The organism is Edwardsiella tarda ATCC 15947 = NBRC 105688 (assembly GCF_003113495.2).
GTDB classification, from domain to species: Bacteria; Pseudomonadota; Gammaproteobacteria; order Enterobacterales; family Enterobacteriaceae; genus Edwardsiella; species Edwardsiella tarda.
On the sequence record NZ_CP084506.1, the window covers coordinates 818822 to 845626 of the forward strand.

A 26805-nucleotide genomic window follows, 5' to 3' on the forward strand; every position below is an offset into this window, starting at 1 on the left:
GCTGCCTCCCACTCTGCGGAATTTACACATGTAGTTATCCCCTGCTGCTGGTATTAAGTGCGTTGTCGCGCATCCTCCCTCCTGTTGCATGACGAGAGGGAGGATATCGTTATTACCGTCGGGTAAATCGATGATTTATCCGATGTTGGCGGTGGTAAGAAGAACGGGTCAGTCGGTGTCGTGCCCGTTTATTGTTTCGTCGCAATTACCTGGATCTTGCGTTTCTGATCAGTGCCTTGAACGGTGTAAGTGTTAGTATTCGAGCCGATATCTTGATAGTTACCGGAGCCAGGTGTGGTTTCAATCTGCCATTGGTAGTTGACCGGCCCGCTACAGACGGAGCCCGAGGTACAGGTAGCCGTGGCGGTCAGTGTCTCGTTGACGAGAGGGTTTGCGCCGCTCATGCCGCTGATGACCACCGAGACGACATCGTTGGCATCGGTGACAACACTGCCGTTACCGTTGTCTGAACCATCGGTAGCGCCGCCATGGCTGGAGTACATTTCATCGCCATCCGCCGGGTCGGTTACCGTGGGATCGGTGTGGGCAATGACGCCGACCTTGATCGTGTGACCGATATCGCCTTGGCTCAGTGTATAGCTATCACCGGTCGCACCGCCGATGGGAGAGCCGTCGCTATACCATTGATAGGTCGAGCTGTTCTCGCTATCGCCATCCTGATCGTTAAAGATGCCTTTCGTCACGGAGAGGGTATCTCCGACGCTGGCGACCTTATTGCCATCAAGATCATGAAACTGAATCCCGATATCGTTATATGCTGGCTTATGTCCCTTTACGCTTTCCGTCGGGGGAGAGGTGGCCGCCAAGGCGGCACCCGAGATAGCGAGAATGAGCGAGGCCGATAGCGCTCGTTTCTTAAATTGCATGATTCCTGTCTTCATTACCTACTCCAGTTTTTTCATTTGATTGACTGCTTGTGAATAGATCCACACGGCATTGCTCGTTGCGCGCTAGCCGCCTATCTTCGCCATTGGACGCGACGACGGGGCGCGCTCCGCATGCGTGCGGTACCGCGCGCTATTCTGGATTGACGATGACCTGAATACGGCGTTTCTGATCGCTCCCTATGGGGGTATAGGTCGTAGCGTTGGCTCCCGGAATATCGCTATAACGCCCACTGTTAATGGCGTCCTCGATTTGCCATTGGTAACGCAACGCGCTTGGGCATCCAGCCGTTCCACAACTGACCTGTGCACTCAACGTCTCGCCGACCAAGGGATAGCCCTTCACTAGTCCGCTAATGGTGATGCTGATATCCGGGTGGACAAAGGTGATATCTTGGTACTGTGTCTGGCCATCTATTTCCGCAGTTACGCGGGTGATGCCTGCATTCGTGTTGGTGACAGCGATGTGGGCGATGCCACGGGAGTCGGTTTTCACGGTGAGCGTGGTAGGTTGTGCGCCATTATTGGTATGGAGGATCACCTCGCGATCGACCAAGGGATTGCCTTGGCTATCTTGCACGATAAAATCCACACCGATCTGATCCCTGCCGTTGGCAAGGGCATAGTCGCCGGTAACGATTGGGGCGCTGCGCAATACCGCCTGGAGCGGCTGTACGGTGACCACCAAGGTTTCGCTGTTGGACGGGTTGCCCTGGCTATCGAAAGCTATCGCCGTCAGATGGTAGGTATTAGCGGCGATCTCCTCTGCCGTGGGCGTGGGGGCGGCGTTGCGCGCGCGCGCTACCTTATAGGGCGGTAGCGTTAAGCGAAAATGCGTTTTATCGAGTGCGATCAACTGGCCACCGGCGGCGGCGAGGCCGCCATCCTGCCAGCTTATCTGCTCAATGCCATATTTACTTTGCAGTATTGCGCTGAGTGTATGTACGCTTCCAGGCCAAGCGCGGATAGCATGACTCGATAACGCCAGATGGATAAGATCTTGCTTCTTATACTCCAACACGATGTTGTTATTCCGTTCGACGAGATTGTAGCGTGCCTCATCGATACGGCGGGTTGCTGCGACGGCGCCGGGATCAATTTGTGACTGCCATTCGGCACCAGGATGATAATTTAATTGGATGTTAAATTGGGTGTCATTATGCCCCTCTTTCCCTAGACGTTCATCGATGCCGATCGTTAATAATGGGAAGGGGGTGTAGTTAATTCCAGCAGTCAGTGCGGATGGGTTGCGCTGGAGATTATCTTTGCCGAATAATGCGACGTGCTCCCCCTGATATTGTTCATAAACCAGTTTGGCACCTAATTGAGGTAATGCCGGTAGCCAACCATTGGCGCGTAGGTCAAAACCATTGGCGGCTCGTTCATCGTAGTCGGCAAAATCATGTGACTGATGCCAACTACCCAATCGAAAATAGCTATTCGCCGATAGCTGTAAATAATCGGTCCATGCTTCGGCTCCTATGCCAATACGTGAATTATGGCCAGTGAGATCGCGATCATAAAAAGTGTTGAGGCCGAATAACCAGTTGCCGAATAAAGTTCGAGCGCCTACGCCGATATTCATAGTATGACGATGATCCTTATTTCGAGCACCGAGCTGAGTAAAGAGCGTTAGGTTGGGGGTATCCGAGAGCGGGAGTAACCAATCCAATGCACTTTCTTGCAGGGAGAAGTTCTTATCGACGTTTAACTGAACACGTGCTGTGCCATATTGTTTCAACCAGGTTTGAATTTCCTCATTGGCTGCGCTGGTAGCCAGCGTGCGTGCCAGTGACGTGGTCGCCTCAGAGGGATGGGATGAGGCGAGCGCCATGCCTGCCTGCATCAGCGGTGCTGGCGGCTGCAGCCAGGTTTCTCGGCGTGATGAGTCCACGCGACTCCGTTGTGCCGCGCTCTCCTCGTCATGTTGCCGCCGCTTCTCCATCGCTGGGTTAGGGACATCGATTTCATCCCCGGGCCCTACCTGCATAAAGCCATGCGCAAAGTGGCGAAATTGATTGAGTTTCTCGAGCTGAGCTGGTGTTGTGTTAAATTTAGCCGCGATACTAGCGATGCTGTCATCGTTGCGTAATATATAAGGCTGCGTGGATGTATAAACTGGCCGCGGCGGCACCTCGGCACGCGCAACGATAACGGGGGTAAATGTCATGCTGATAGGGGAAAGGATCTGGCAGATCACGTTAACCCAAGTCAGCATTTGTCGACGCTTTTTGACGCTTGTCGACGTAGAAACGATGGCACAACTTACCCTGTTTTTCATATCGCCTATCTCATGCAGCAGATCCAATCCTAGTCGCTTACTCATCAACGCCTCATTTGAATTGGCGTGATGTGATGCGCTTAACATATTATTTTTAGTGTCTGTTAATGATTTAAAATGTGCAGATTTTATAGATTCATGCATTTTTATTTTTTTCTAAAAACGCTGCACTTTGTTGGCTTAATTTCGTCAGATGAATGTGCTGATATTACTAATGATGATAGAAAAACAACCAATTCTCTAGAGGTGTTCAGCATGAATACTCTGACTAAATCACTTACCGTGCATACTATTGAAGATATTAACCAATGGGTCGTTTTTCTAAAAGAGAATACCTATTGCGGTGATATTCAATTGTTTACTCCGGAGCATTTGGACTTTTATGGTGAGGTTAACTTATCAATTACACCTGATAAGGGAACGATCATGAACGTCTTTAGTACACCGAGTAGTGTGGTAAAAAATGAGAGAAGCAATGATGTATTTGCCTTGATTTATATGGATACGCCACTTTATTGTGTCTATCGTGATAAGTTGATTGAGGGGGCGGGGAAGGATACATTGCTGGTAAATGGCGGCAACCCATTTACCCTAGGTTCGAAATATCTTCGTCATTCCACGACGGTGATTTTTACGCTATCACAACTAGGGTCGAATAACGCATCGATTACTACGCTGTTCGATGGCCGGATGGCCTCTACACTTCAGTTTGGTTCGCTGATCAACAAAGTGATGGCAGAGATTTCGAGTCAGCATGCTCAACGAGAAAAACTACAAATACTTATTGATATACTTAACTTATCGACGGGCTCAGCCAAGCGTTACCATAGCTCACGGTTTAATAAACTATGTGCATTAATACAACAGAATAGTCATCTAGATGATTTTTCATTGAAGGACTTAGTCGATTTGAGCGGTCTATCACTACGTACGATTCAATACATATTTTCTCGTGAGCAGACGCGATTTAAGGATCTCATTACCAAATTTCGTATCGAGGTTGTACAGCAACAGATTCGCAGTGATCCCGCCCGGCCATTACAGGATATCGTAGTGAACAGCGGCTTTCGTTCGGTGTATGCGGCCTCCCGCCTGTTTCATCGTAAGTATGGCGAGTCGCTGTTTGACTATTATGCAAAATATAAGCTTTGAGACGGTGTGAAAAGGAAAGGTCTTCCTCATGATGGATGGTGGAGACGGTATGGGATCCTCTTGGTTAGACCCCGCCTTTGCCGCGAATGTCGATCGGTAAGGCGGGGCGCTGCGGGGTTAGAGCTTGAAGCTGCGGACAACCTGTGCCAATTGCACGGTCTGTTCCTCCATGGATTGCGCGGCGGTTGCGACCTCTTCCACTAATACGGCATTCTGCTGGGTAGTGCTGTCCAGCTGGGTGATGGCGACATTGATCTGTTCGATACCACGGCTTTGCTCATCGCTGGAGTGGCTGATCTCCGAGATCAGCAGGTTGACGCCTTCTACCTTCTGCGCCAAGGCATGCATGCTGTCGCCGGCTTGACGAACCAGATCGCTGCCTTGCCCAATGTTGCTGACGGACGTTTCGATCAGTTTCTTGATCTCCTGTGCCGACTGGGCGCTGCGTTGCGCCAAGGCGCGGACTTCGCTGGCGACCACGGCGAAGCCTCGACCATGTTCTCCCGCTCGTGCCGCCTCGACGGCGGCGTTAAGGGCCAGGATATTGGTCTGGAAGGCGATGCCATCGATGACGGCGATGATCTCGACGATTTCTGCTGAGGAGTGGCTGATGTGCCCCATGGTGGTGACGACCTCATTCACCACGGCGGTGCCCGCCTTGGCGGCAGTGGTGGCCTGGGTAGCCAACTGATGAGCCTGTTGGGCATTGTTGGCATTCAGGCGTACGGTACCGGTTAACTCCTCCATCGAGGCGGCGGTTTCGACGATGGCGGCAGATTGTTCCTCGGTGCGTGAGGAGAGATCGATATTCCCCCCGGCTATTTGGCGTGAGGCGCTGGAGATGGCCAAGGCGCTTTGTTCCACTTGGCGCATCAGGTGATGGAGGAAACTGATAAACGCATTAAAGCTATCGACCACCTGATTGAATTCAGGGCTACGGCTGGCGGCGAGTCGACGCGTCAGGTCGGCTCCTCCGCTGGAGAGCGCCTTAATATTGTTATTCAGCAGAGTCACGTTAGCAAAGACGTTACGAATGATGGCCATCAGGATGAGTACGATGATCACCCCCATCACCCCCTGTATGATGGCCAGTTGGCTCAGCACCTCGAAGGAGTGATGCTCTAAGAGGCGATTAGTGACGTCGACCGCCAAATACCAAGGCGTCCCGGCGATGGGGAGCAGGAAGAGTGAATGACGCCCATCCTCCCCCTGGTATTCGCCTTGCCTCTCCCCCTTGCTCTCTTGCTTGAGTAGCGTCAGTAGCGGTGTCGCCAATGGCAGGGAGAGATCGCGCAAGTTAGCCAGTGTAGCGTGTTCGGCATTGGGGGTGCCGTCGCCGATGATTTTACCATCGGCCTCGACGATCAACACCGTGCCGTCAATCGTCTTGCTCATCTGTTGGGCGAGTTGATTAAAGAATCCCAAGGTCACATCGATGGTCGAGACACCCCAAGGCTGGCCATTTTTACTTATCGCCATGGCGCAGTTGGTTCTTGGCTGTGAGCTCGCCGCATCCTGGTAGGCATTGGCCCAGGCGCATTCGCCGGCGGGCGCGTTTAATCCCGCCAGATACCAACTCTGTTGCCAATATTTCTGGGAGGTGGGCTGATTCCATACGCTATTGAGCTGGAGTACACCGCTGGCGTCACGGGCATAGAAGGTGCTGAAGCGTTCTTTAGCCGGATCGCGTTTTCCGGGTAGCGGCCAGATCCCACCGCCAAAAATATTGCTGTCGCCATATTGATTAATCAGCGGAGGTAATAGGTGATCGAGTTGTTCACTGGGGAGGTTGCTGACCAACTCGGTGATAGCGCGTTGTTGCGCCTTTACCCGGTTCATCTGCTCTTTAATGATATCGCTTTGTGCCTCAGCGCTAACCTTGATATTTCTGACTTCGGTTTCGACCAGTTGAGGTGAGATGAATAGCTTGATAATGATATTGCTGACAACGATCAACACAATAAAAAAACTAATGAATAACAGGACGATCCTTCCCTGCGTATTTTTCCAGGTCATGATGCGCTATCTCTTTTTTATGGGGGTAGCGCTTACAACGGCATTTTTTACTATTCCTTTAATTCATTTTTTTAATGGCGTGAGCGGCGTGGCGATCTTTAAATAAGAAAGTAATTTTTAGATGATAATATTCTTTTTCTTCCCCATTGCTTTACGAGGTAAAAACTGACTAGGTGCTAGGGCTGCCGTTTATTATTCCTGCTCATATGAGTAGGCTAGATAAAGTATGCCCGAGAGGAATTAAATATTGCTATGGAAATTATTCTGGGCGGAATTAAATTCTGGCACGGAGCTCAGCAAGGATAGCGGGCATCACAGGCGCGAGGGAAAGCACCTTCCCGGCGTGAGCCGGGAAGGTGGGATAACTCAGAAGTTCCAGGAGGCGCCTCCACCGATGGCAACGTTGCTGTCGGTAGCGAAGGAGGCGGAGGCTTTGATGGCCAAGCCGTTCTCGAAGCCCTTGCCGATCCCAATGGCACCGGCGCTCTGGCTATCGTAGTAGCCGACACCGACGCCGACAGTGAAGGAGCCTTCAGCATAGGGAATGGGGATATTGCTCATCGCCGCCACGCCGGCGATACCCGCGGCCGCTTTTTTGCGATTCTCATCGATGCGTCGGCTTAGGGAGTGGCTATTCGCCTGGATAGCGGCGCTCAACTCGCGCTTGCTGTCATTTAGGGCAGTGTTAAAGGCATGACTGCTGGCATTGCTGCTCCGTTGGAGATTTTGCAGCTCTGTCGTCGTCTCCTGGACTCCTTTGAGTGCCCCCAGCGCCATCAAGTTTGCCGCTAGCGTATTCTGTTGATTCCCGTGGATGTCTTGACTTAATGCCTCCTTGGCCTCGTGGATGGCATCCGCATTGGCTTTCTGGGCTACCCGCAGGGCTGCCTCATTCGCCTTCTTCACCTTGTCGGCGGTAGTGGCGATGTTAGCCTCATTCGCCTTCTTCACCGCATCGGCGGCACCGATGGCGACGACATGGGCCATCGTCAGGTCGGCCTGATGTGCCTGTTGCAGTTGGGTGAGCGCCCGTTGGTTGCTCTGTACCCCCTGGTAACTCTCCTGTACGGCGGCGACCAAGGCGGCGCGATTAAGCTTATCGGCAACCTTATTGTCGGTGAGATAAGCCGAATACTGTGCCGTATTTTGTTGTGCGTTTTGAGTAACGTTACTAATGGATGAGGCCAGTGAAGACTTGATGCTGGCATCGGCTTGCTGGAGCGAGGCTAATAAGCCGACCACATTCTCTTGATAGACGGGTTGAAAGACCGTTTGGATCATGTTCCCCAACAGGGTGTCGATCTTCGGCTGATCGACAAGCACCCGTTGCGCGAGTTTACCAAGGTTATAATCAACCACGTGCGTCGAGGTGTAAGCATGCAGCGTATCATACACTTGATGTGCGCGGGCTTGATTCGATGTCAGGGCATCATGCAACGCGGCGTTAAATAGAAAACTTTGCTGATTAGCCTCGCTTGCCGCCTTTAACGCGGCGATGGCTGCCATATCGGCACTGGATCGATAGACCGAGCTCATATAGCCCGCATAGTTTTCTACGGCTTTGATCCCATCGACTTGGACTTTGTATTTTGCCGCCGGTTCTAATATAGAATTACGGATTAGTGGGGTATTCACTGCCGCATTGACTATATTTCGAAACTCTTCCGCCTCACTGCCAGCTTGAATGACTTTTGCTATCTCGTCATGAAAATAGGTCGGCGCTTTTAATGACTCCCGAATAGACGCCTGCAGCGCGGTTTGGATCGTTTGTTCGGCTTGCGCTTGGATAAGATAAGTACCGATCTGTGGCAGTCCTTTGGCAACCGCCGCCAGTTCGGCAGCGTTTAATGTTGCGGGGGCGGCTGGTGGGGCGACGGGCACCTCGGGAGAGAGCACCGGTAGCGTTGCCGTGGCATCGGGGATCGTGTCGTCGGCATAGCCATAAGCGCTGCTGAGGACAAATAGCGATGAAATCAGCGCAGCAAGGGTGTGGCGTTTCATATTATGATATCCTTATATTATATTCCAATCGTTGGCCTAATATCTTGGAGGCGCAGTGATATTGCCGAAAAAAGAATATCAATAAAGACTATTATTGAATAATTTATTTGATGCATGTATTAATTGATAATGTTATTTTCTCTTTATTATATTTCTTATTTTGTTTTATTTATTCGATTTAAAAATTGCCATGATATTTTTATTAAGAGCGTCTATTCAGGTAACGGCGATATTTGTCCAGAGCTGATGTCTCTGACGTGACTAAAAATAGCGATGGGCGTGGGAAATGCTGTGCATGCCGCGCTATGTCTCCCTGGCGGCTATGCCGTCGATGAGCCTTATGGCGTGTCATCTTGCCCAGGTAAGAAAAGATAACAATTTCACGCCATGGCGGGCGGCCGAAGATTCGCTGTGATGTGTTATTGTCACCGAATGTTAGCGTATCGGTGCAGTGAGACGTGCAGAAGCCTTCCTCCCCCTTGCAATCTAAACGTGTGGCCGTCGCCAGCCGTGAGGCCGTGGCGATGTTGGCGATCGGCGTGGTCGCCGGCCTGGCCGGATGGCTGGTAGCCTTACTGCTGCATAGCGTGCAGCATCTGGCCTATGGCTACAGCCTCCATGCGGTGATCAGCGAGGAGTCCTTCTTGCAAGGGGTGAGCGCGGCCACGCCGGGACGCCGCTTTGTGGCATTGATGACGGCGGGGGTGGTCGCAGGGGTTGGCTGGTATGCGTTGTACCGTTATGGCCGCCCTTTGGTGGGCGTGAGGGCGGCGCTTCAGCGCCCGGCCCAACGTATGCCGGGGTGGGAGAGTGTGCTACACGCCATCTTGCAGGTGGTTACCGTCGGGATGGGTTCGCCGTTAGGGCGAGAGTCGGCGCCACGTGAGATGGGGGCGCTGGGGGCGGCGCGTCTGGCCAGCTGGCTGGGGATCGGCGCGGGGCAGACGCGTACCCTGATCGCCTGTGGTGCGGGCGCAGGGCTGGCGGCGGTGTATAACGTGCCGTTGGCTGGCGCGTTGTTTACCCTGGAGGTCCTGCTGCGTACTTGGCGGGCGAGGGCCGTGCTGCCGGCATTGGCCTGTAGCGCCATCGCGACCGAGGTGGCTCGCTTCGGCCTGGGCGACGAGTATCAGTACCATTTTCCCGCTTACCCGGTGACCGCGAGTTTACTGCTCTGGTCGCTGCTCTTCGGTCCCCTATTGGGTTATGCGGGGGTCGTCTTCGCTCGCTTGGGGCGCCTGGCGGAGTCCCATTCAGCGCGGGATGGCCGCCTGGTGCGCGATAATCTGCTGGCTTTCCTGTTGCTAGCCTTATTAACCCTGTGGCTGCCGGCCTTGCCGGGGAACGGCAAGGGGGCGACCTGGCTCAGTTTTAACAGCGATGTCGGCATCGCCCTGGCCGCCCTGTTGCTGGTCGCTAAGGTGGCGGTACAGTATGCCGCCTTGCGCGCCGGGGCTCGCGGTGGCCTGATGACGCCCGCCTTAGCCAATGGTGCCTTGCTGGCCTGTATCCTGGGGAGTCTATGGTTGCATTGGTTTCCGGGCACGGCGTTGGGCGCCTTTGCCGTGGTGGGGGCGGCGGCCTTCTTATCCGCCTCGATGCGGATGCCGCTAACCGCCCTGGTCTTGGTGTTTGAATTAACCCATATCGCTCAGGATTTCTTGTTACCGTTGAGCTTGGCCGTCTCCGGCGCCACGATGGTGCGTCTCTGTCTGGAGCGCTAAGCGCTCGATGTATGCTGCACGTGCGTGTTTTTCCGCGCTTGGCACCGGTTGTTGTGCGCTGTCCGTGTTCAAACTGGCGGCAACCATACACGCCTACTGGGATAGGCGCTAAGCAAGAGAGGTACGGTTTGCCGCCGCTGTGCGTACCGTGGGTCATCGACGCTTGCCTATACCTTGATGGGTTTTTATTGCCGAGAAGGGGATGAGACATCTGGCGGAAATATTTTGTTTTGTTTTATTAAGGCGAGTTATTTGACTTACTGTAGTTATCTCGAGCTTATAATTAATTAGGCGCTATCTTTATACAATAAATGCGCATTGGCTTTTATTCTATAATCATATAATGATAGTAGGGGTGCTTTTATTTATGCTGTCAATAAAGTTGTACGCCGCGCGAGGATGTTTTTCATTAATTTAATTATACAAACGTGCAAAAACTGATAATGATTAACGGGTCAATATCGAGCGTGTCCGACGCGGATATTATTTTCATTAAGGAGTTTACGATGAAAGCTAAAACTACATTTCTCGGCGCTTCCGCATTAGCATTGACGCTGGCGCTGTCTGGCAACGCTTTGGCGCAAGAGATGACCATGACCACCGTAACGACGCCAGAAACCATGACCTGTCATGAATTTACTCAGATGAATCCTAAGGCGATGACGCCGGTAATGGTATGGGTCGTCAATCAGGATCGCCAATACAAGGGTGGTGACTATGTTGATTGGCAGCAGATCCAGACTATCATGGTGCCGAAAGTGGTGAAGATTTGTAAGGAACAGCCGGGTAAAAAGATCGTCGAATTCCGTAATCAGATTCAAGATCTGATCAGTGAATAAAGCGCTGAGCGTATTCTCGCAATAATAACGGCCCGGCACGCGCTGGGCCGTTATTTTTTTATTGTCGCCCGCCGCATGGACGGCGGGCTGCGTACTTACTTAGCGCAAGAACTCACTATCGTTGAGCACGACTAAGGGTTCGATATCGCTCTCTTTCTTGATCACCAGCGAACTGTCGGAGCGCAGGCAGGCACCGCCGTAACTCCCGCCGACGGTAAAGGTACAGACCTGAATATGCTTATCCGCCACGCGTGGCAGGCACCAGAGCTGTTGGTAGATATTTTTCTGATCGTGGAATTTCCCGCTGGTGGTATCGAGCACCTCCTCATGGCGGCTCACCAGATCGATATTGCTACCGCAACGCCCGCCGATCGGTTTGACCGCATAGCCACTCTGGGTTAATGCCTCGTTGGGGGTGAAGTCGGTGTTCAACAGGTAACGGTGATTGGGGAACAGCGACCAGAGGATCGGTAGGATGGCCTTGTTGCCGGGGATCACCGTCCAGAGCGGCTCGAATACCATGATTTCCGGGCGTAGCAGCACGTCGATCAGCCGTACCTGTTTCTCCGGTTTACCGGTGCGGATCGGCACGGCGGCGTACTCGGCATCGCTGACTTCGCGTACCTGTTCGATGGCCGTTTCCCAGGCCCAGGTCTTCCAGACGCAGTTGACCAGGCGTCCCTCATCATCGATCAATTGACCGGTGTTATCCCAGCGTAGGGCGTTCAGTCCCTTGACGATCTTGCTCTCGAAACCGGCTTGGCTCAGCGCCCGTTGCATAAATAGGGCGTGGTAGCTCTCCTCTTCGTCCTCATCCTGCATGATGTGGACGAATGGCCGCGCGTGGCTGTGGCGCCAGGCTCCCGCTAACTCATTGAGCAGATCCTCGCCTGGGTTATACCCCTCGACGCCGTTGCCCCGCTCGGCCCAGTGTTGCAGGATCAATCCGGCCTCGGTATGGCAGGAGGCGGAGTCCGCGTTGTATTCGTAGACCTTCAGCCCGCGCTCATCCATGCAGAAGTCGAGACGCCCGGTGATCATGCAGTGGCGGCGTTGTTGCCAGGAGAGGCGTAGCCGTGGCCAGAGGATCTTCGGAATGTCGAACAATTCCAGCAGGCTGTCGTCGCGTAATACTTTGTCCGTCGCGTGCAGATACATCAGGTGCAACTCGTTGGTCGCCTTGATCAGCTCCTGCTCGGCGCTTTCCGAGATGGTGAAGTATTGGCTGGGGTCCTGGTTGATGACATGCCCTTGGTTGGCCTGGACATAGCTTTGTTCCACGGGGTCACGCTCGTTCAGCCAGTGGCCGTCGAAGAGAGAGCCATCGTGACGCTGGGCGGCATGGATCGCCAACGCCTCGGGAGCCAAGGTCGGCTGAGGCAGGCTGTCGCGTGCGTCATCGGTGTGGATCATCCAACCGAGGATTTCGGTATCGTCGAAGGTGTCTTGGATGGTGTAGCGGCCATCGTCGAGGCGTAGCGTGAGCTCTCGCGTCCACTGTTGTCCCGGCGGCAGCGGAGCATGAATGACATTCTGCTCGGCGATCCTGACCTTGTCGCCACGCAGTTGTGTGATCACCGCGACGTGACCGGTACCCTTGAACTCACCGCCTTTTTGCCAGATCAGCAGCGCTCCCGCGACCGGTGGGCGTGGTGAGCCGTTGGCGAACGCGCACAGTGGCAGGAGATTGTCGTTAACCACCTGGCGCAGAAAGCGCAGAGAGAAGATTTCGTAGGCCATGCCGACATCGGTAAAGACGACGCCATAGTTAATAAATAAAAAACGGCGGGCAAACTCGACGCATTGCCACTTGTGGCCCATATACTCGTCGTCGATGTAGCTGCGCAGGGAGGCTTCATCCGGGTAAACCCGGGGATCCAGCGTGCTATAGTCGGAAGAATAAATTGCGACGCCACCCGGCGCATAGCCAAGCAGGGTACCGAAAGGGGCGTCATTGTGGTGTGTATCTACGCTCATGATCCTGACCTCAATATAACGCTGCTGGAGCTGACGGGCGGTTAAAAAATAGACGCAATACTCGGTTTTTTCCCCGTCAGGCAGAGGTGAATTCATCATAGCACTAACTCGCCGGGCAGTAACGGCGGCGAGCTAAGGCAGCGCATTGCATGGTGTTTATGGTTTAAGACGCGGCATCGATGGCTGGTTATCCCGGCGCGGCGTCGGGCACTCGCGCTCAATTCCCTTTACTTTTCTTGGCGCTATTTTCTCGCGCGTCTGAGTATTTCCCCCCGCCTTATCCCTCTTTCGGATTAGGGGGGCAATCCTTGGCCGTAATTCTCCCTATGCGCTAAGCAGAACCGGAGAAATATATCTTGGAGAATTGTCTGATAGTGAAAGCGCGTTAGTGAATTGTTCAGCTTAATATCGTTAGGCTGACTAGCCTATAACTCATACCGTACATTCGTGAGAAATCACTATCGTGAAAATGCATCGCTATATTTCCGCGCTGGCCTCGCTCTGCGCGTTTTCCGCCTGGGGGGCGTCTGCGGCATCGCCGAGCGTATTGGATACCCTGCGCGATAATGTGGTTCAGACCTGGCAGCAACCGCAACATTATGATTTTTACCTCCCCGCGATTACCTGGCATGCCCGTTTCGCCTACAGTCGCGAGAAGATCGACAGTTACAACGAGCGGCCATGGGGCGCGGGTTTCGGCCAGTCGCGCTGGGACGAGAAGGGGAACTGGCATGGCCTGTATCTGATGGCGTTCAAGGACTCGTTTAACAAGTGGGAGCCGATCGGGGGCTATGGCTGGGAGGCGACCTGGCGGCCGATCGACGGCGCGGACTTCCACTGGGGGGCGGGTTATACCCTGGGGGTCACCATGCGCGATAATTGGAAATACATTCCCATTCCGGTGGTGTTGCCGATGGCCTCGTTGGGCTATGGACCGGTGACGATGCAAATGACCTACATTCCAGGTACCTACAATAACGGTAACGTCTATTTCGCCTGGCTACGCTTTCAGTTTTAATCTCCGCTAGGCTACACCGGCCGGGTCGTTGACAGAGAAAATCCGCGGCAAAACTTGGTGTGTCGCTGGGTTGTTATCTATCTTTGCTACAGGGAATCCGCTGAGAGCTGATAACGGGCGTGGCCCGGAGGATGGGCGTGGTGGCAGAGAACTCCTTGCTGGCCGACACGGTATTGATCGTGGATGATTCGCCGGGCTATCGTCGCCTGTTAGCGACGATCCTGGCGCGTTGGCACTACCGAGTGATCGAGGCGGAGGATGGCGAGCAGGCTCTGGCCTGTTTGGCGCGCCACCAGGTCCACATCGTGATCAGCGACTGGGAGATGCCGCTGATGGATGGTGCCACGCTGTGCCGCGCCATTCGCGCCCGGGATTATGGTCACTATGTCTACCTGATCCTGCTGACCATTCGCCAGTCGAGCGAGGATCTGGTGGCGGGGATGGAGGCCGGCGCCGATGATTTCCTGACCAAACCCCTCAATCAAGGACAGTTGCGGAGCCGCTTACATGCCGCGCAGCGCATCATCTCATTGGAGAGTACCCTGGCGGCCCGCAACGCCACCCTGGCGCACGCCTACCAACAGATCGAGTCCGACCTTCAAGCCGCCGCCGCCATGCAGCGTAGCCTGCTGCCTGGTCACGATCAGATCCTCAACGGCGTCCATGCTGACTGGTTGTTCCTGCCTTCGACCTATGTGTCCGGCGATCTGCTGAACTACTTCATGTTGGATACCCATCATCTGGGATTTTATTGCGTGGATGTGGCCGGTCACGGCGTCAGCGCCGCGATGCTGGCGCAGTCGGTCGCGCGCGAGTTTAACAGCGCCTTATTGACGCACAGCCTATTGTTTAGCGCGCAGGATGCCAGCCCGGCGCCGCCACAGGCCGTCGCCGGGGAGTTAAATCGCCGCTTCTGTCTGGAGCAGCAGGATGATGGCATCGTGCGTTACTTCACCCTGATCTATGGGGTGCTGGATACCCGTGACGGGCGGCTGCGCTTATGTCAGGCCGGGCATCCGACGCCACTCTGGTTGCAGGCGGAGGGCGGGCTGCGTCGCGTCGGTGACGGCGGTTTGCCGATCGGTTTATTCGACTGGGCAACCTATGAGGAGCAGGCGTTGACCCTGGCGCCGGGCGACCGCCTCTGTCTGTACAGTGACGGCATTAGCGAATGCTATAGCCCGCAGGGCGAGCAGTTTGGCGAGGCGCGCCTGTGCCAGCTATTGCAGGCGCAGCGGCGGGCGACGGTCCCCGAGGCCTTGGCGACGTTGGCCGAGGCGCTGGCGCAGTGGCATAGCCCTGAGGCGGCGATGCCGCGTCAGCCGTTTGCCGATGATATTTCCTTGTTGATGATTACCCGTTGCGCCGCCTCAGGCGCCTCGCGGGAGGAGCGCGTATGAATATTGCCGTGGAAGAGTGGGAAGGGGTGACCGTCGTTGCGCCCTTGATTCGCCGTTTGGATGCCTCGGTGGCCGGGGTCTTTCGCCAGGAGGTGGTGTCGCTGATCGAGCAGGGGCACCACCAGTTACTGCTCGACTTTAGCCAGGTGGATTTTATCGATAGTAGCTGCCTGGGGGCGTTAGTCTCATTGTTGAAGTTATTGAATAATCGCGGCGATCTGCGTTTGTGTGGCCTAAATGACAATATCCTCGGCATGTTTCGCATTACACGCATGGATCGGGTCTTTCACATCGGCGCCGATCGGCAGCAGGCGCTGGCGCGCCCTCATACCTGAGGCGGCGCGATGAAGCTGCGTAGCTACTCCTTTCCGCTGGCGGCCAACCTGGAGAGCCTGGCTCTGCTGGGGGCGGCGTTGCAGGAGTTTTTTCAGGGTGCGCCGCCGGATGCGTTGTTTCAACTCGAATTGGCCGCCAACGAGGCCTTTAGCAACATCGTGCGCCATGGTCAGTGTGGGGCGCATCCGGTACGGGTGACGCTGGCGCGTAAGCCGCGTTACCTGGAGGTGGTGTTGCTCGATCGTGGCCGCCCGATCCCGGCGGCGGCGTTGCAGCCGATGGCGCCCGATCCACAACGCGACGATCCACAGAGTTGGCCGGAGCATGGGATGGGAATACTGCTGATCCGGCAGATGACCGACGAGTATCGCTATCGTCCGGGTGGGATGGGGAACGAACAACGTTTGATTAAGTATGTGCTGCCGCGTCGGCAGTCGTGAGTCGGGCGGCCGAAGTCGGCGATCGACGGGGCGAAGGGGCCCGTGTCGTCTCGTCGTGGCGCGGTCGAAGCGGTCGCAGGACGGCGTCAGGCCGCCGGGCCAAGGGCGGATCTCGCCGTAATTACCGAGGGGCGGCTTATGTCCTATTCTGAAGTAGCCGAAAGCAGTGAAAGCCGGATGCAACGTCAGGTGGTCGATGCATTGCGCCATCGTTTGGGCATCGAGTCGGCGGCGGCCAACACGCGCGATTGGTTCAATGCCTTGGCGCTGGTGGTGCGGGATCGTCTGTATGACGCCTACTGCCAGACCTATCAACGTCACTGCCAGCAACAGCGTAAACGGGTCTATTACCTGTCGATGGAGTTTCTGATCGGACAGTCGTTGCGTTTCAACCTGCAGAATCTTGGGTTGTACGCGACGGCGCAGGCGGCGTTGGCGGCCGAGGGGCAGGATCTGGAGGCATTGTTTGATAGCGAGCCGGATGCGGCGCTGGGCAACGGTGGCTTGGGGCGTCTGGCCGCCTGCTTTATGGATTCGTTAGCCACCCTGGATGTCGCCGCCAGCGGCCACGGCATCAAGTATGAGTATGGCCTGTTCCGCCAATTGATCATCAACGATCAACAGATCGAGAAACCGGATGAGTGGCACGCCACCGCCTCGCCCTGGATGGTGCAGCATCAGACTCAGAGCATGCTGATTCCGATCTATGGCCGCATCGAACACGGCTTCGATGCCCAGGGAAACTACAACCCGATGTGGTTGGAGTGGAAGGTGTTGCTGGGGATCCCGAACGACTACTATGTCAGTGGTGGCGAGGGCAAGGGGGTCAATCGCCTGCGGCTGTATCACGCCGCCGCATCCGACTCCTTCGATATCGCCATCTTCAATCAGGGCGATTACCTGCAGGCGGTCGGGGAGAAGATCAGCAGCGAGAATATCTCCAAGATCCTCTATCCCTCCGACGAGATCCTCAGCGGTAAGGAGTTGCGTCTCACCCAAGAGTATTTCCTGGTGGCCTGCACCGTACGCGATCTGCTGCATGACTTTTTCGCCGAACACGACGACATTCATCAGTTGTCCTCCTGGGCGGCGGTGCATATCAACGATACCCATCCAGCGTTGATCGTGGTCGAGCTGATGCGTGTGCTGGTCGACGAGTACCGCATCGGCTGGGATGAGGCCTGGTCGTTGACCTGCCGCACCTGCTCCTTCACCAACCATACCCTGATGGCGGAAGCCTTGGAGTGCTGGTCGCTGCCGCTGGTAGAGCGTTTGCTACCGCGCCATCTGCAATTGATCTATGAGATTAACCACCGCTTCCTGACGGCGGTCAGCCGTGGCTATCCCGATGAGGTGGCCCGCCTGCTGCCGCGCTTGTCGTTGATCGATGAGAGTAGGGAGAAGCGCCTGCGGATGGTCAACCTAGCGACCCTGGGGAGCCACCGGGTCAACGGCGTCTCCGCGATTCATTCGGCGTTGGTTCGTGACCTGCTGTTGCCGCAATTTAGTCGTCTGTCACCGGAGAAGTTTGTTAACCAGACCAATGGCATCTCGCATCGGCGCTGGCTGCATTTGGCGAACCCGCGTCTGGCGGCGCTTTTCACCGAGCTGATCGGGCCGGATTGGCTGGATGATCCCCGCCGTCTGACGGCGTTGTCGGCCTATTGCGCAGACGATCAGGTGGTGGATCGCATTCGCCGTATCAAGAGCGACAATAAGCTGGCGCTGAGCAACGAGGTCTACCGCCGCTACCGCCTGGCGCTCGATCCGCTGGCGATGTTTGACGTCCACGCCAAGCGTTTCCACGAATACAAGCGTCAGCTACTCAACGTGCTGCACATCATCTATCAATACCAGCGTATTCAGGAGGGGGCGGAGCTGGCGACGCCGAAGATCTACTTCTTCGCGGGGAAGGCGGCGCCGCGTTACACCCTGGCCAAGCTCATCTTACAGCTGGTCAACTGCGTGGCTCGGCGCATCAGCCAGTTGCCTCGGGTCAATGGGGTGATTCGGGTGATCTTCCTGGAGGATTACAGCGTCTCGCTGGCCGAGCGCTTGATCCCGGCCTGCGACCTGTCGGAACAGATCTCGATGGCCGGCACCGAAGCCTCCGGCACCAGCAACATGAAGTTCGCCATGAACGGGGCGTTGCTGATCGGGACGTTGGACGGCGCCAATATCGAGATCCGCGAGGCCGTGGGGGCCGAGAACTTTTATCTGTTCGGCCACGACACCCTGCAGATCGCCCAATTGAAGGCGCAAGGCTACCGCCCTTATGAAGTACTGTGGCAGCAACCCGCACTCCAAGCGGCGATCGATACGCTGATCTCCGGCGAACTGTGCGCCGATCGCACGCGCTTCCGGCCGCTATACGAGATGCTGACCGCCACGGATTACTATATGCATCTGGTCGACTTCGAGGGCTATCGTCAGGCTCAGCAACAGGCGCAGAGCGACTTCAGCCAGCATCGGGAGTGGTATCGTCGCACGCTACAGGGGATGAGTCAGATGGGGGGCTTTTCGAGCGATTACACCATCGAGGGTTATTGCCGCGACATCTGGCATTGCGTGTCTCAGCGCTGAGTTCGTCGATCGCGTAAGGAGAACAGGGCGCCGAGGGGCGCCCTGTTGTTTGCTTGGATCTCGGCTTACATCGCCACGATGCGGTTGAGTTCGACCACCTGATCGCTGGGTAGGTAGTAGTAATCGGTGACATGGGCGCTATTGCGCATCATGACGTGGAAGATCTTACGCTGCCAGTTCGGGAAGGCGCGATTGCGCTCCTTGAGCATCAACGACTCGTGGCCGATGTAATAGGTCAGGGCCGCGTTGTCGATCGCGCAGTGATCGAAATCCGGCATGCTCAACAGCTGTGGAATGTTGGGGTGCTCCATAAAGCCGTAGTGGGCGGTGCAGCGCCACAGGTTGGCGGTGATCTGGGTCAGCGTCACCCGATCGTGCGCGGCGATGTAGGGGACGTTGTCGACCTGAATCGTCAGCAGCAGGACGTTGCGGTGCAGTGAGCCGTTACGCTGCACATGCAGGCGCATCACCGACGGTACCCCCGCCGCCGAGCGGGTCAGGAACACGGCGGTGCCGGGAACGCGTGGGATGTTCTGTGCGGCGATGGTGTTGAGGAAGGTGGCGAGCGAGATCATGCGCTCCTGCGTCTTACGCCGGATGAGTACCCCGCCCTGGTGCCAAGTCAACATCAGGGTGAAGATGGCCAGCGCCAGCAGCAGGGGAATATAGCCGCCGTCCAGGAGCTTGGTCAGGTTGGCGCCGAGGAAGAGCAGATCCACACACAGGAAGAAACCTGCGGCACACAGGCTGCGCGGCAGCGACCAATGCCAGATTTCCCGCATGGCGATAAACAGCAACGACGAGGTCAGGGTCATGGTCAGCGACACGGCTATGCCGTAGGCGGAGGCCAGGTTCTCGGAGGTCTTGAAGAAGATCGCTAACAACAGGGTGACGATCATCAGCATCAGGTTGATGCTGCCGATGTAGATCTGTCCATAACTCTCTTCGGTGGTCTGCTTGATCTGTAGGCGCGGCAGCCAGCCGAGCTGGATGGCTTGGCGCGTCATGGAGAAGGCGCCACTGATGATCGCCTGGCTGGCGATGATGGTCGCCAGTGTCGCGAGAACCACTAATGGCAGGACCAGCGGCGAGGGGCAGAGCAGGTAGAAGATATTCTGGCTGAGATCGGCGCCGGACAGTACCAGCGCCGCCTGACCGGCGTAGTTTAGCAGCAGGCTGGGGAAGACGATGCCGAACCAGGCGCACCAGATGGGGCGACGGCCGAAGTGACCCATGTCGGCGTATAACGCCTCCGCCCCGGTGACGCACAGGAAGACGCCGCCGAGCACCACGAAACTCAGCATGCCGTTGCTTAACATAAAGTGAACCGCGTAGTAGGGGTTCAGCGCCAGCAAGACGGCGGGGTGGCGGCAGATGCCCCAGATCCCCAGCACGGCGATGGAGAGAAACCAGAGCGTCATGATGGGGGCGAACAGCTTGCTGATCTTGGCGGTGCCCAAGTGTTGCAAGGCGAACAGCACCACCAGGATCACCACGGTCGCCGGTAGAATATAGGGGTTAAGCTCCGGCATCACCAGGTTTAACCCCTCCAGCGCCGAGAGCACCGAGATGGCGGGGGTGATGGCGCCATCGCCATAGATTAGCGCCGCGCCGAGTAGGGCGGCGGTCACGATGGCCGGGCGTGAATGCTTGTGGCGTACCAATAACGACATCAGTGCCAGAATTCCCCCTTCGCCGTGGTTGTCGATGCGCATCACGCAGAGCGCATACTTGAGGGAGGTGATGATCACCAAGGTCCAGAACACCAAGGAGAGGAGGCCCAGGACCATCGTGGGGGAGTGGGGATTACCGGCCAGGGTGAGAACCGTTTTCAGGGTATACAGTGGGCTGGTGCCAATGTCGCCGAAGACGATGCCCAGCGCACCAAATACCAGGATCGGCAGACGCTTGCCGTTCGATGCGTCCGCATCCATACGCTCGGACATTATCGATCTCCTTATAATTACTTGATTTACATAGTATAGCATAGGGGATTTCGGCGATGTGGCTGCAATTGATAGATATTGTTATTCGTCTGGCTATCAATGTAAGAAATAAATAATGAATCATATCTGAGAAATGATTTATTTCACTTTATATATTTCTGACATTTATATGTTAATCGGTCATGGGAAATAAAGTGTGATCTGATTTGCTCTTTGCCATAAAAAAGCTGGTATAGGATGGCGGTAAGTTTTAAGAATATTAATTCTGTTAAGTGTGTTACTTATTTTAATAATTGATTGTATTTATAACACTATAGAAAATATGAAAAAGATCCCGTTGCCTGAGAATGTGTTTGTCGCAGCTTATTCACGGATGCTTTGGATATTTAATACCTTTCCACGTGTCTGCCTCTCTTTTTCCGGGGGGAAGGATTCGACGGTGTTGCTGCATATCGCCGCCGAGGTGGCGCGGCAGAAAAAACGTCGTTTCTTCGTGCTCTTTATCGACTGGGAGGTGCAGTTTAATTACACCATTCAACATGTGGCGCAGATGCGCGACCGTTACCGCGATGTGGTCGAGCATTTCTTTTGGGTGGCGCTGCCGCTGACCACGGCCAGCGGCGTCTCGCAACATGAGACGGAGTGGGTCTGTTGGCAACCGGATGTCGAATGGGTGCGTCAGCCACCGGCCGATGCGATTAGTGATCCGGCCTATTTTCCCTTTTATTATCCGGGGATCACCTTCGAAAGTTTTGTCGTCGATTTCTCCCTCTGGCTGTCGCAGCGTAAGAGCATGGTGACGCTGGTGGGGATCCGTGCCGATGAATCGCTGAACCGTTTTATGGCGGTCGCCTCGCGCAGTAAGTTGCGTTACGCTGAGGATAAACCCTGGACCACCGCCTCACCCGATGGTTTCTATTATACCGCCTACCCGTTGTATGACTGGAAGGTCAGCGATATCTGGCGTTTCAATGCACAGCAGCGTCTACCTTATAACCCCTTGTATGATCTGATGTATCGCGCCGGAGTACCGCTGCGCCAGATGCGTATCTGCGAGCCGTTCGGCCCGGAGCAGCGCAAGGGGTTATGGCTGTATCATGTGCTGGAGCCGGAGACATGGAGCCGCGCCTGCTCGCGGGTGGCCGGGGCCAACAGCGGTGCCCTCTATGCGAATCAGAGCGGTGAGTTTTACGCCTTGAATCGCCAGATCAGCAAACCCGCACACCATAGCTGGAAGAGTTATGCGCACTACCTGCTGGCCAGCATGCCGCAGAAGACGGCGGAGCACTACCGCAATAAGATCGCCATCTATCTGCGCTGGTATCAGGCGCACGGTTATCCGCAGGATATTCCCGATAGCCAGGAGAAGGATCTGGGAGCCAAAGATATTCCCTCTTGGCGTCGTATCTGCAAGACGATGATCAAGAATGATTTTTGGTGTCGATCGCTCTCCTTTAGTCCCAACCGGCCGCAATCCTATGAGCGTTATGTCAAGCGTATTCAGGCCAAGCGTCATCAATGGGAGATTATCTGAGATGGACCTAGACGCGTTAGAGCAGGCTATCGATACCCTGCTGGAGTCCCAGCCGGATCTGGCACAGCGCACCGCGCTGATCAATCGTTTACGGTTACGGCTACATCGTCACAGTCCCTTCGCCGCCGAGCCGGTGGATTGTGTGTTATGGGTGGCGGCGGAACAGGTTGAGGCCAATGACTATAACCCCAACGTGATGGCGCCGGTGGAGAAGCGCCTATTGCTGCGCTCGCTAACGTCGGATGGCTATACCCAGCCGATCGTGGTGGTGCAGCAGGGGAGCGCGGCGAGCTATGTGGTAGTGGATGGCTTTCACCGCTACCTGCTGGGGAGCAAGAAGGCGGCGCTGCGTCAGCGGTTGCAGGGTTATCTGCCGGTGGCGCAATTGCCGATGGAGCGTGCCGACGAGGCGGCGCGCATCGCGGCCACCATTCGTCACAATCGTGCCCGGGGTAAGCATCAGATCGCCTCGATGTCGGACATCGTGCGTGATTTGCATCGTTTGGGGTGGAGTGAGGCGCGCATCGGCGAGGAGTTGGGCATGGATGCCGACGAGGTGTTACGCCTCAAACAGATCAGTGGGTTGAGTGAATTGTTCAGTGAGGGCGACTACAGCCAGGCGTGGACCGTGCTATAGTCGCTCTGTGCTTTAGTGCGTGTCGGGTTGCAAGGCGGCCTGAACCACGGCGGGCATCTTGGCCATCTGTGCCAGTTCGTCGGGGGTGAGGCCATGGCGGGCGTAGCTACGGCTATCGGGGTAGCTGACTCGGACGCGGCCATCCTCCTGGCGGGCGATCAGGACTCGATAAGGCAGATCCAGCGCCAGGGAGGGGTGCGCTAACATCAGGGGTGTGCCCCCCTTGGGATTGCCGAACACCAATACCGTGGTCGGCGGCATGGTGAGTCCATTTTGTTGGGCGGCGGTGGCGTGATCCAGTTCGGCGAAGAGGGTGAGCTGGCGAGCCTGGAGGGCGGTCAATAGGCGTTGGCGGGTTTGCGCGAAGTCATAGGGACTGATCTGGCTCAGGGTCATCTCATCTCCTTGCGGGGCGGCGGCGCGGGCGATAAACGGCAGGCATAGCGCCAGTAAGAACAGGGTACGTGCGATCATCATAGTCTCCTCTGACGATAGAAACAGGATCGTTAGCATAAAACGCCGCGCCAATCCGGCGATTGCCTCGGCGTCTCACCCCCTTGTCTGCGCGTCTTTATCGTCACCTCTCGCTGGCCGCTCGCACGGCGAATTACGCCGTGTATCGAGCGTCGCGGTTGTTGGTGGTGTGGCATAGTGAGATGCGCAGGGGCGCGCCCCGCCGTCGGATGGCGGGTGCGTGTGGCCGGTCCGAAATTATCTTGCGGCTGGCGCCGAGGAGGAGGCCTGCGGCACCAGAGGCTTAGAAGCCGAACTCTTTGAACATGTCATGACTTCCCATGCCGTTGTCCTGTGGGTGGTTCATCGACTCCATCTGCTTGATCAATCCCAGGCTGGCGCCGATAGGGCCGCCGACGCTGAAGCCAACGCTGCTGGAGCGCGTTTTCGTGGTGCTGCTGCTGTGGGTTTGGCTATGGGTATTACAGTTGCTCTGGCGTGTACGCGTGAAGCCATTATCATGGTATTGGCTATCCTCGCTCTGAGTACAATTTCCTTGTGACTGAGTCTGGCTGTCTCCGGTGGTGTGGCTGCGGCTATCCGTGTGCCACTCGCTATAGCGTCCCGCCGGTGCGATGACGTCGACCGGTGTCCCGTAGGCGGCATAGGGATGCATGCTCATGTCGCTACAAGCCGCCAGCAGCAATGTGGCGCTAATGCTAAAGAGGATCTTACCCCGCGTGGTATTTTTCATTGTGTCTACCTATTTCTCGTTAGTTATTTATTATGCCCTGTCCTAGCAGGTCGGCTATTATTCATTCTTCAATTTTGAGATCAAGCGATTTTAAATAGTTTGGTATTATTCTTAATGTCGCTATTTAGAGTAAAGATTCATTTGCAATACAAATAAAGTTATGTCGAGCTATTCCTTCGGCAAAATCGATGTGAGCTTTCGGTCTATTCCTAATTAGGCTGAGAACGTCGCTGAAGGTACGCTTTCGTTTAGCCTGGGTATATTTTTCTGGAGCTATGGTAGCGGCATTACGGCGGCAGAGCGTGTGCGTAGTACGCTGGCTCTGGGCGATCGTCCCGGCACGGCCTCTGTGCCGCCAGTAATGATTAACAGGCTGTATCTAATATGTTTTTTAGCACGGGGTTGACGCTCCGCGCTCATCCTATTTTGACTCGTTACTCTGTTTCAGGAATAACCATAATGAAAACACGCTGGCGTGCATTATCTCTGTTGATCACCATGGGTATCACAGCACCGGCCATGGCCGATGCGCAGACTGTTTCCTTGGGCTATGCCCAGGCGAAGGTCGCCGACTTTAAAAATATTGCCGGGGTCAATCTGAAGTACCGTTATGAGTGGGACTCTCCCTTGAGTCTGATGACCTCGTTTACCTATATGAGTGGCAGTAAGTCATTCGAAGATAAGGCGGGGCTGGATTATTCCCGTGGTAATGGCGATGTAAAATATTATTCTCTGGCCGCGGGCCCGGCCTGGCGCATCAGTGACACCGTTAGCCTCTATGGTTTGGTCGGCGTTAACGTCAATAAGACCACGGTATCGAGTACGTGGCGCGAGGTCTCGTTCGGCAGCTATCAAGAAGGCAGCCTCCAGGAATCGCGTAGCAAGGGAGCGGTGATGTACGGCGCCGGCGTGCAGATCAATCCGTTGGCTAATTGGAGCGTAGATATCGGCTATGAAGGCTCCCGGGTCGATCTGGGTGGCAGTAAGCACAGCATCAACGGCTTCAACCTGGGCGTTGGCTACCGTTTCTAAGCGACCGTGACGGCGGGCGGCGTCACGCCACCCGCCAGGGGCCGGTCAGGCATCGGGCAATAGCCGGACTTTGATATCGGCCGGCGCGGCATGATAGGGCGCCGAGGTGACCAATAAGCCGATACCACATTGCGCCATGCTCTCGACACTCTTGAGGTTGATTCCTCCCGCCAGTGATAGGCGGCAAGCGGGGGCCAGATCGTCGGCCAAGCGGCGGATCGCCAGCGCTTGCTCGGGGGTGAACTTATCCAGTTGCAGAATATCGGGTTGGGCATACAGTGCCGCCCGGGCCTCATCGGGCGTGTCCGCCTCGACGATGATGCATTTCTCGGGCGCCTGACGACGTAGGCGCGACACCATGCCTTGCCAGTCGTCGGGATCGGGCCAGAAACGGCGATGGTTGGCGAACAGTAGCACGGTCTCCCCGCAGCCTGCTCGATGCAGGATGGCACCGCCATCGAGTACGGCTTGCATCACGGCCAGCCGAGTCCCCGGCACCGACTTACGGGTGCAGGCGATCTGACCATCGGGCTGATAGCGCCGCAGGATGGCGACCATGCGTGCGGTGTAATCGCTCACCCCACAACTCCACTCCAAGAGATTTTGGCACGCCTTCCAGCCTTGATGTAATGCGCCGGCAGAACCTCGCGCCTGTAACAGCAGGGCGCCAGGCTCGACGGTGTCCCCGTCGTTGACGGCGGGAGTCGCCGCTAGACCGAGACGGGCGAGCAGGCGGCAAGCCAGGGTGATGGCGCTGACGCAGCCCCCCTGGCGGTGATAGAAGCGTATCTCTCCACGCCGATCGCCGATGCCCAGCGCACGGGTGGTGATGTCGCCTCCCTGAATATCTTCTTGTAGCCAGCCATCCAGCTGGCTATCGCTGATAAAGATCATACGCCCTCCTCGGCGAGAGGCTGCCAGGCGATCAATGCCCAGTCGCGTAGCGCGCCGGCCGGGGTGCGTCCGTGTAGGCGGCAGTGACGGTAGTAGGCTTCCAGTGCCTGGCGCTCGTCGGCGCTGACGTCACCAAGCGCGATACTCAAGGCATCGGCGAACTGGGCGGCCGACTCGGTGAATTGCTGGCAGGCGGGCGCTCGGATAAAGCTGACCGTGGCATGGATCCCCATTTGGTAGAGGATGTTGACGGCGTAGATGTAGTTGGGTAGCTCGCGCACCGGGCGGCCGATGGCGCGCAAGATCTCGCCGTCGACGAAGCTGCCGCTGACCGGGTGGGTAGTATAGACCGCTAAGCGGGCATACTGATTGAGTTTGGCCAGCGCCGGACGCAGATCGTCTACCAAGGTTGAGCGTGAGGCGACGGCGATGTCGCAGCGTGGAATATCGTCCCAGGGATCTTCCCAGGCGCGTCGTAGCAGGGTGGCATTCTCGATCCCTTGATGGCTGGCGCGCTGGGCGGCCACCGCCAGCATCCCTTGGCTGTAGTCCAAGCCATACACCTGGCGTAGGCGAGGGGCGAGCGCCAGGCAGACACTGCCGGGGCCGCAGCCGACGTCCAAGAGTGTCTCTGCCTGATGCAGATCGATCGCCGCCGTCAGTTGTTGTAGGTAGGGATCGTTGGGGGCGGCGCAGGTGACCGACATGGCCTGGGCGCGGCGATCCCAATGTTCCGGCGACTTCGGAGTACGCTGCGCCAGCGCCAACTGTTGGCGATAGAGTGCGGCGAAGTCAATCTCATCGATTAGCATTACCCTTCTCCTTGTGGGGCCGCGGCGTTGTCTGTGGCACGGCATACGCGTCGGCATACGTTATATATTGT

Annotated in this window: 21 protein-coding genes; 11 read left to right on the plus strand and 10 right to left on the minus strand. The window is 56.1% G+C overall.

What is annotated here, in order from left to right; translation table 11 throughout:
• Positions 1–188: 188 nt before the first annotated feature.
• Both DCL27_RS03795 and DCL27_RS03800 read right to left on the minus strand, forming a co-directional pair.
• On the minus strand, positions 189–902 hold the full coding sequence (locus DCL27_RS03795) for a ZirU family protein (RefSeq protein ID WP_035598151.1): 714 nt from the start codon (positions 900–902) through the stop codon (positions 189–191).
• Between the two features lie 136 nt (positions 903–1038).
• Positions 1039–3330, minus strand: coding sequence for a ZirU family protein (locus DCL27_RS03800; RefSeq protein WP_223931151.1), 2292 nt, complete (start codon positions 3328–3330; stop codon positions 1039–1041).
• Between the two features lie 111 nt (positions 3331–3441).
• Between DCL27_RS03800 and DCL27_RS03805 the strand changes: the two genes are divergently transcribed.
• Positions 3442–4338: a helix-turn-helix domain-containing protein gene (locus DCL27_RS03805; RefSeq protein WP_223931150.1), complete on the plus strand. Its 897-nt coding sequence runs from the start codon at positions 3442–3444 to the stop codon at positions 4336–4338.
• A 117-nt stretch (positions 4339–4455) separates the two neighbouring features.
• Here the strand turns inward: DCL27_RS03805 and DCL27_RS03810 are convergent, their stop codons facing one another.
• Together DCL27_RS03810 and DCL27_RS03815 are read right to left on the minus strand one after the other, a co-directional pair.
• Positions 4456–6354 carry a methyl-accepting chemotaxis protein gene (locus tag DCL27_RS03810; protein WP_035598154.1) on the minus strand — a complete coding sequence of 633 codons (1899 nt, stop codon included), beginning with the start codon at positions 6352–6354 and terminating at the stop codon, positions 4456–4458.
• A 366-nt stretch (positions 6355–6720) separates the two neighbouring features.
• Positions 6721–8355, minus strand: a complete 1635-nt coding sequence (locus DCL27_RS03815) for a YadA C-terminal domain-containing protein (RefSeq protein WP_035598157.1) — start codon at positions 8353–8355, stop codon at positions 6721–6723.
• A gap of 458 nt (positions 8356–8813) precedes the next feature.
• On the opposite strand from DCL27_RS03815, the gene DCL27_RS03820 reads away from it, so the two are divergent.
• Together DCL27_RS03820 and DCL27_RS03825 are read left to right on the plus strand one after the other, a co-directional pair.
• Positions 8814–10079, plus strand: coding sequence for a chloride channel protein (locus DCL27_RS03820; protein WP_050979583.1), 1266 nt, complete (start codon positions 8814–8816; stop codon positions 10077–10079).
• 506 nt (positions 10080–10585) lie between these two features.
• Entirely contained in the window at positions 10586–10918 is a 333-nt protein-coding gene (locus tag DCL27_RS03825) for an HdeA/HdeB family chaperone (protein WP_005295210.1), read from the plus strand.
• A 99-nt stretch (positions 10919–11017) separates the two neighbouring features.
• Here DCL27_RS03825 and gss read toward each other — a convergent pair whose 3' ends face one another.
• On the minus strand, positions 11018–12895 hold the full coding sequence (gss, locus tag DCL27_RS03830) for a bifunctional glutathionylspermidine amidase/synthase (RefSeq protein ID WP_005295213.1): 1878 nt from the start codon (positions 12893–12895) through the stop codon (positions 11018–11020).
• Between the two features lie 469 nt (positions 12896–13364).
• On the opposite strand from gss, the gene pagP reads away from it, so the two are divergent.
• The 5 genes from pagP to DCL27_RS03855 all read left to right on the plus strand — a co-directional run bounded on the left by pagP (position 13365) and on the right by DCL27_RS03855 (position 18672).
• The gene (gene pagP, locus DCL27_RS03835; protein WP_080582831.1) at positions 13365–13913 is read left to right on the plus strand and encodes a lipid IV(A) palmitoyltransferase PagP; all 549 of its coding nucleotides are present in this window, start codon (positions 13365–13367) and stop codon (positions 13911–13913) included.
• 131 nt (positions 13914–14044) lie between these two features.
• Positions 14045–15313, plus strand: coding sequence for a PP2C family protein-serine/threonine phosphatase (locus DCL27_RS03840; protein WP_005289261.1), 1269 nt, complete (start codon positions 14045–14047; stop codon positions 15311–15313).
• Entirely contained in the window at positions 15310–15648 is a 339-nt protein-coding gene (locus tag DCL27_RS03845) for an STAS domain-containing protein (RefSeq protein WP_035598160.1), read from the plus strand. Before DCL27_RS03840 ends, DCL27_RS03845 begins: the two co-directional genes overlap by 4 nt.
• 9 nt (positions 15649–15657) lie before the next feature.
• Positions 15658–16089, plus strand: coding sequence for an ATP-binding protein (locus DCL27_RS03850; protein ID WP_005289256.1), 432 nt, complete (start codon positions 15658–15660; stop codon positions 16087–16089).
• 138 nt (positions 16090–16227) lie between these two features.
• A complete protein-coding gene (locus tag DCL27_RS03855) occupies positions 16228–18672 on the plus strand; it encodes a glycogen/starch/alpha-glucan phosphorylase (protein ID WP_181880783.1) in 2445 nt (814 codons plus the stop codon).
• A 65-nt stretch (positions 18673–18737) separates the two neighbouring features.
• Here the strand turns inward: DCL27_RS03855 and DCL27_RS03860 are convergent, their stop codons facing one another.
• Positions 18738–20618, minus strand: coding sequence for a potassium transporter Kup (locus DCL27_RS03860; RefSeq protein ID WP_035598162.1), 1881 nt, complete (start codon positions 20616–20618; stop codon positions 18738–18740).
• A gap of 322 nt (positions 20619–20940) precedes the next feature.
• Here DCL27_RS03860 and DCL27_RS03865 point away from each other — a divergent pair, with 322 nt between their 5' ends.
• Positions 20941–22152, plus strand: coding sequence for a phosphoadenosine phosphosulfate reductase (locus DCL27_RS03865; RefSeq protein WP_005289246.1), 1212 nt, complete (start codon positions 20941–20943; stop codon positions 22150–22152).
• A gap of 1 nt (position 22153) precedes the next feature.
• A complete protein-coding gene (locus tag DCL27_RS03870; RefSeq protein ID WP_005289243.1) occupies positions 22154–22789 on the plus strand; it encodes an IbrB-like domain-containing protein in 636 nt (211 codons plus the stop codon).
• A gap of 12 nt (positions 22790–22801) precedes the next feature.
• Here the strand turns inward: DCL27_RS03870 and DCL27_RS03875 are convergent, their stop codons facing one another.
• Together DCL27_RS03875 and DCL27_RS03880 are read right to left on the minus strand one after the other, a co-directional pair.
• Positions 22802–23263, minus strand: a complete 462-nt coding sequence (locus DCL27_RS03875; protein ID WP_223931193.1) for a DUF302 domain-containing protein — start codon at positions 23261–23263, stop codon at positions 22802–22804.
• A gap of 283 nt (positions 23264–23546) precedes the next feature.
• Entirely contained in the window at positions 23547–23996 is a 450-nt protein-coding gene (locus tag DCL27_RS03880) for a hypothetical protein (protein ID WP_035598166.1), read from the minus strand.
• Positions 23997–24455: 459 nt separating this feature from the next.
• Here DCL27_RS03880 and DCL27_RS03885 point away from each other — a divergent pair, with 459 nt between their 5' ends.
• Positions 24456–25028 carry an Ail/Lom family outer membrane beta-barrel protein gene (locus DCL27_RS03885; RefSeq protein ID WP_035598169.1) on the plus strand — a complete coding sequence of 191 codons (573 nt, stop codon included), beginning with the start codon at positions 24456–24458 and terminating at the stop codon, positions 25026–25028.
• Positions 25029–25073: 45 nt separating this feature from the next.
• On the opposite strand, the gene modD is transcribed toward DCL27_RS03885, so the two are convergent.
• Together modD and DCL27_RS03895 are read right to left on the minus strand one after the other, a co-directional pair.
• Positions 25074–25922: a ModD protein gene (gene modD, locus DCL27_RS03890; RefSeq protein ID WP_035598172.1), complete on the minus strand. Its 849-nt coding sequence runs from the start codon at positions 25920–25922 to the stop codon at positions 25074–25076.
• Positions 25919–26734 carry a class I SAM-dependent methyltransferase gene (locus DCL27_RS03895; protein WP_005289226.1) on the minus strand — a complete coding sequence of 272 codons (816 nt, stop codon included), beginning with the start codon at positions 26732–26734 and terminating at the stop codon, positions 25919–25921. Before DCL27_RS03895 ends, modD begins: the two co-directional genes overlap by 4 nt.
• Positions 26735–26805 lie beyond the last annotated feature (71 nt).

Coding starts and splice junctions, on each gene's coding strand:
- DCL27_RS03885 (WP_035598169.1), top strand. CDS start 24,456: ATGAAAACACGCTGGCGTGCATTATCTCTGTTGATCACCATGGGTATC.
- DCL27_RS03895 (WP_005289226.1), bottom strand. CDS start 26,734: ATGCTAATCGATGAGATTGACTTCGCCGCACTCTATCGCCAACAGTTG.
- DCL27_RS03810 (WP_035598154.1), bottom strand. CDS start 6,354: ATGACCTGGAAAAATACGCAGGGAAGGATCGTCCTGTTATTCATTAGT.
- DCL27_RS03860 (WP_035598162.1), bottom strand. CDS start 20,618: ATGTCCGAGCGTATGGATGCGGACGCATCGAACGGCAAGCGTCTGCCG.
- DCL27_RS03855 (WP_181880783.1), top strand. CDS start 16,228: ATGTCCTATTCTGAAGTAGCCGAAAGCAGTGAAAGCCGGATGCAACGT.
- pagP (WP_080582831.1), top strand. CDS start 13,365: ATGCATCGCTATATTTCCGCGCTGGCCTCGCTCTGCGCGTTTTCCGCC.
- gss (WP_005295213.1), bottom strand. CDS start 12,895: ATGAGCGTAGATACACACCACAATGACGCCCCTTTCGGTACCCTGCTT.
- DCL27_RS03815 (WP_035598157.1), bottom strand. CDS start 8,355: ATGAAACGCCACACCCTTGCTGCGCTGATTTCATCGCTATTTGTCCTC.
- DCL27_RS03795 (WP_035598151.1), bottom strand. CDS start 902: ATGAAGACAGGAATCATGCAATTTAAGAAACGAGCGCTATCGGCCTCG.
- DCL27_RS03840 (WP_005289261.1), top strand. CDS start 14,045: ATGGGCGTGGTGGCAGAGAACTCCTTGCTGGCCGACACGGTATTGATC.
- DCL27_RS03850 (WP_005289256.1), top strand. CDS start 15,658: ATGAAGCTGCGTAGCTACTCCTTTCCGCTGGCGGCCAACCTGGAGAGC.
- DCL27_RS03865 (WP_005289246.1), top strand. CDS start 20,941: ATGAAAAAGATCCCGTTGCCTGAGAATGTGTTTGTCGCAGCTTATTCA.
- DCL27_RS03800 (WP_223931151.1), bottom strand. CDS start 3,330: ATGCATGAATCTATAAAATCTGCACATTTTAAATCATTAACAGACACT.
- DCL27_RS03825 (WP_005295210.1), top strand. CDS start 10,586: ATGAAAGCTAAAACTACATTTCTCGGCGCTTCCGCATTAGCATTGACG.
- DCL27_RS03845 (WP_035598160.1), top strand. CDS start 15,310: ATGAATATTGCCGTGGAAGAGTGGGAAGGGGTGACCGTCGTTGCGCCC.
- DCL27_RS03875 (WP_223931193.1), bottom strand. CDS start 23,263: ATGATCGCACGTACCCTGTTCTTACTGGCGCTATGCCTGCCGTTTATC.
- DCL27_RS03870 (WP_005289243.1), top strand. CDS start 22,154: ATGGACCTAGACGCGTTAGAGCAGGCTATCGATACCCTGCTGGAGTCC.
- DCL27_RS03880 (WP_035598166.1), bottom strand. CDS start 23,996: ATGAAAAATACCACGCGGGGTAAGATCCTCTTTAGCATTAGCGCCACA.
- DCL27_RS03805 (WP_223931150.1), top strand. CDS start 3,442: ATGAATACTCTGACTAAATCACTTACCGTGCATACTATTGAAGATATT.
- modD (WP_035598172.1), bottom strand. CDS start 25,922: ATGATCTTTATCAGCGATAGCCAGCTGGATGGCTGGCTACAAGAAGAT.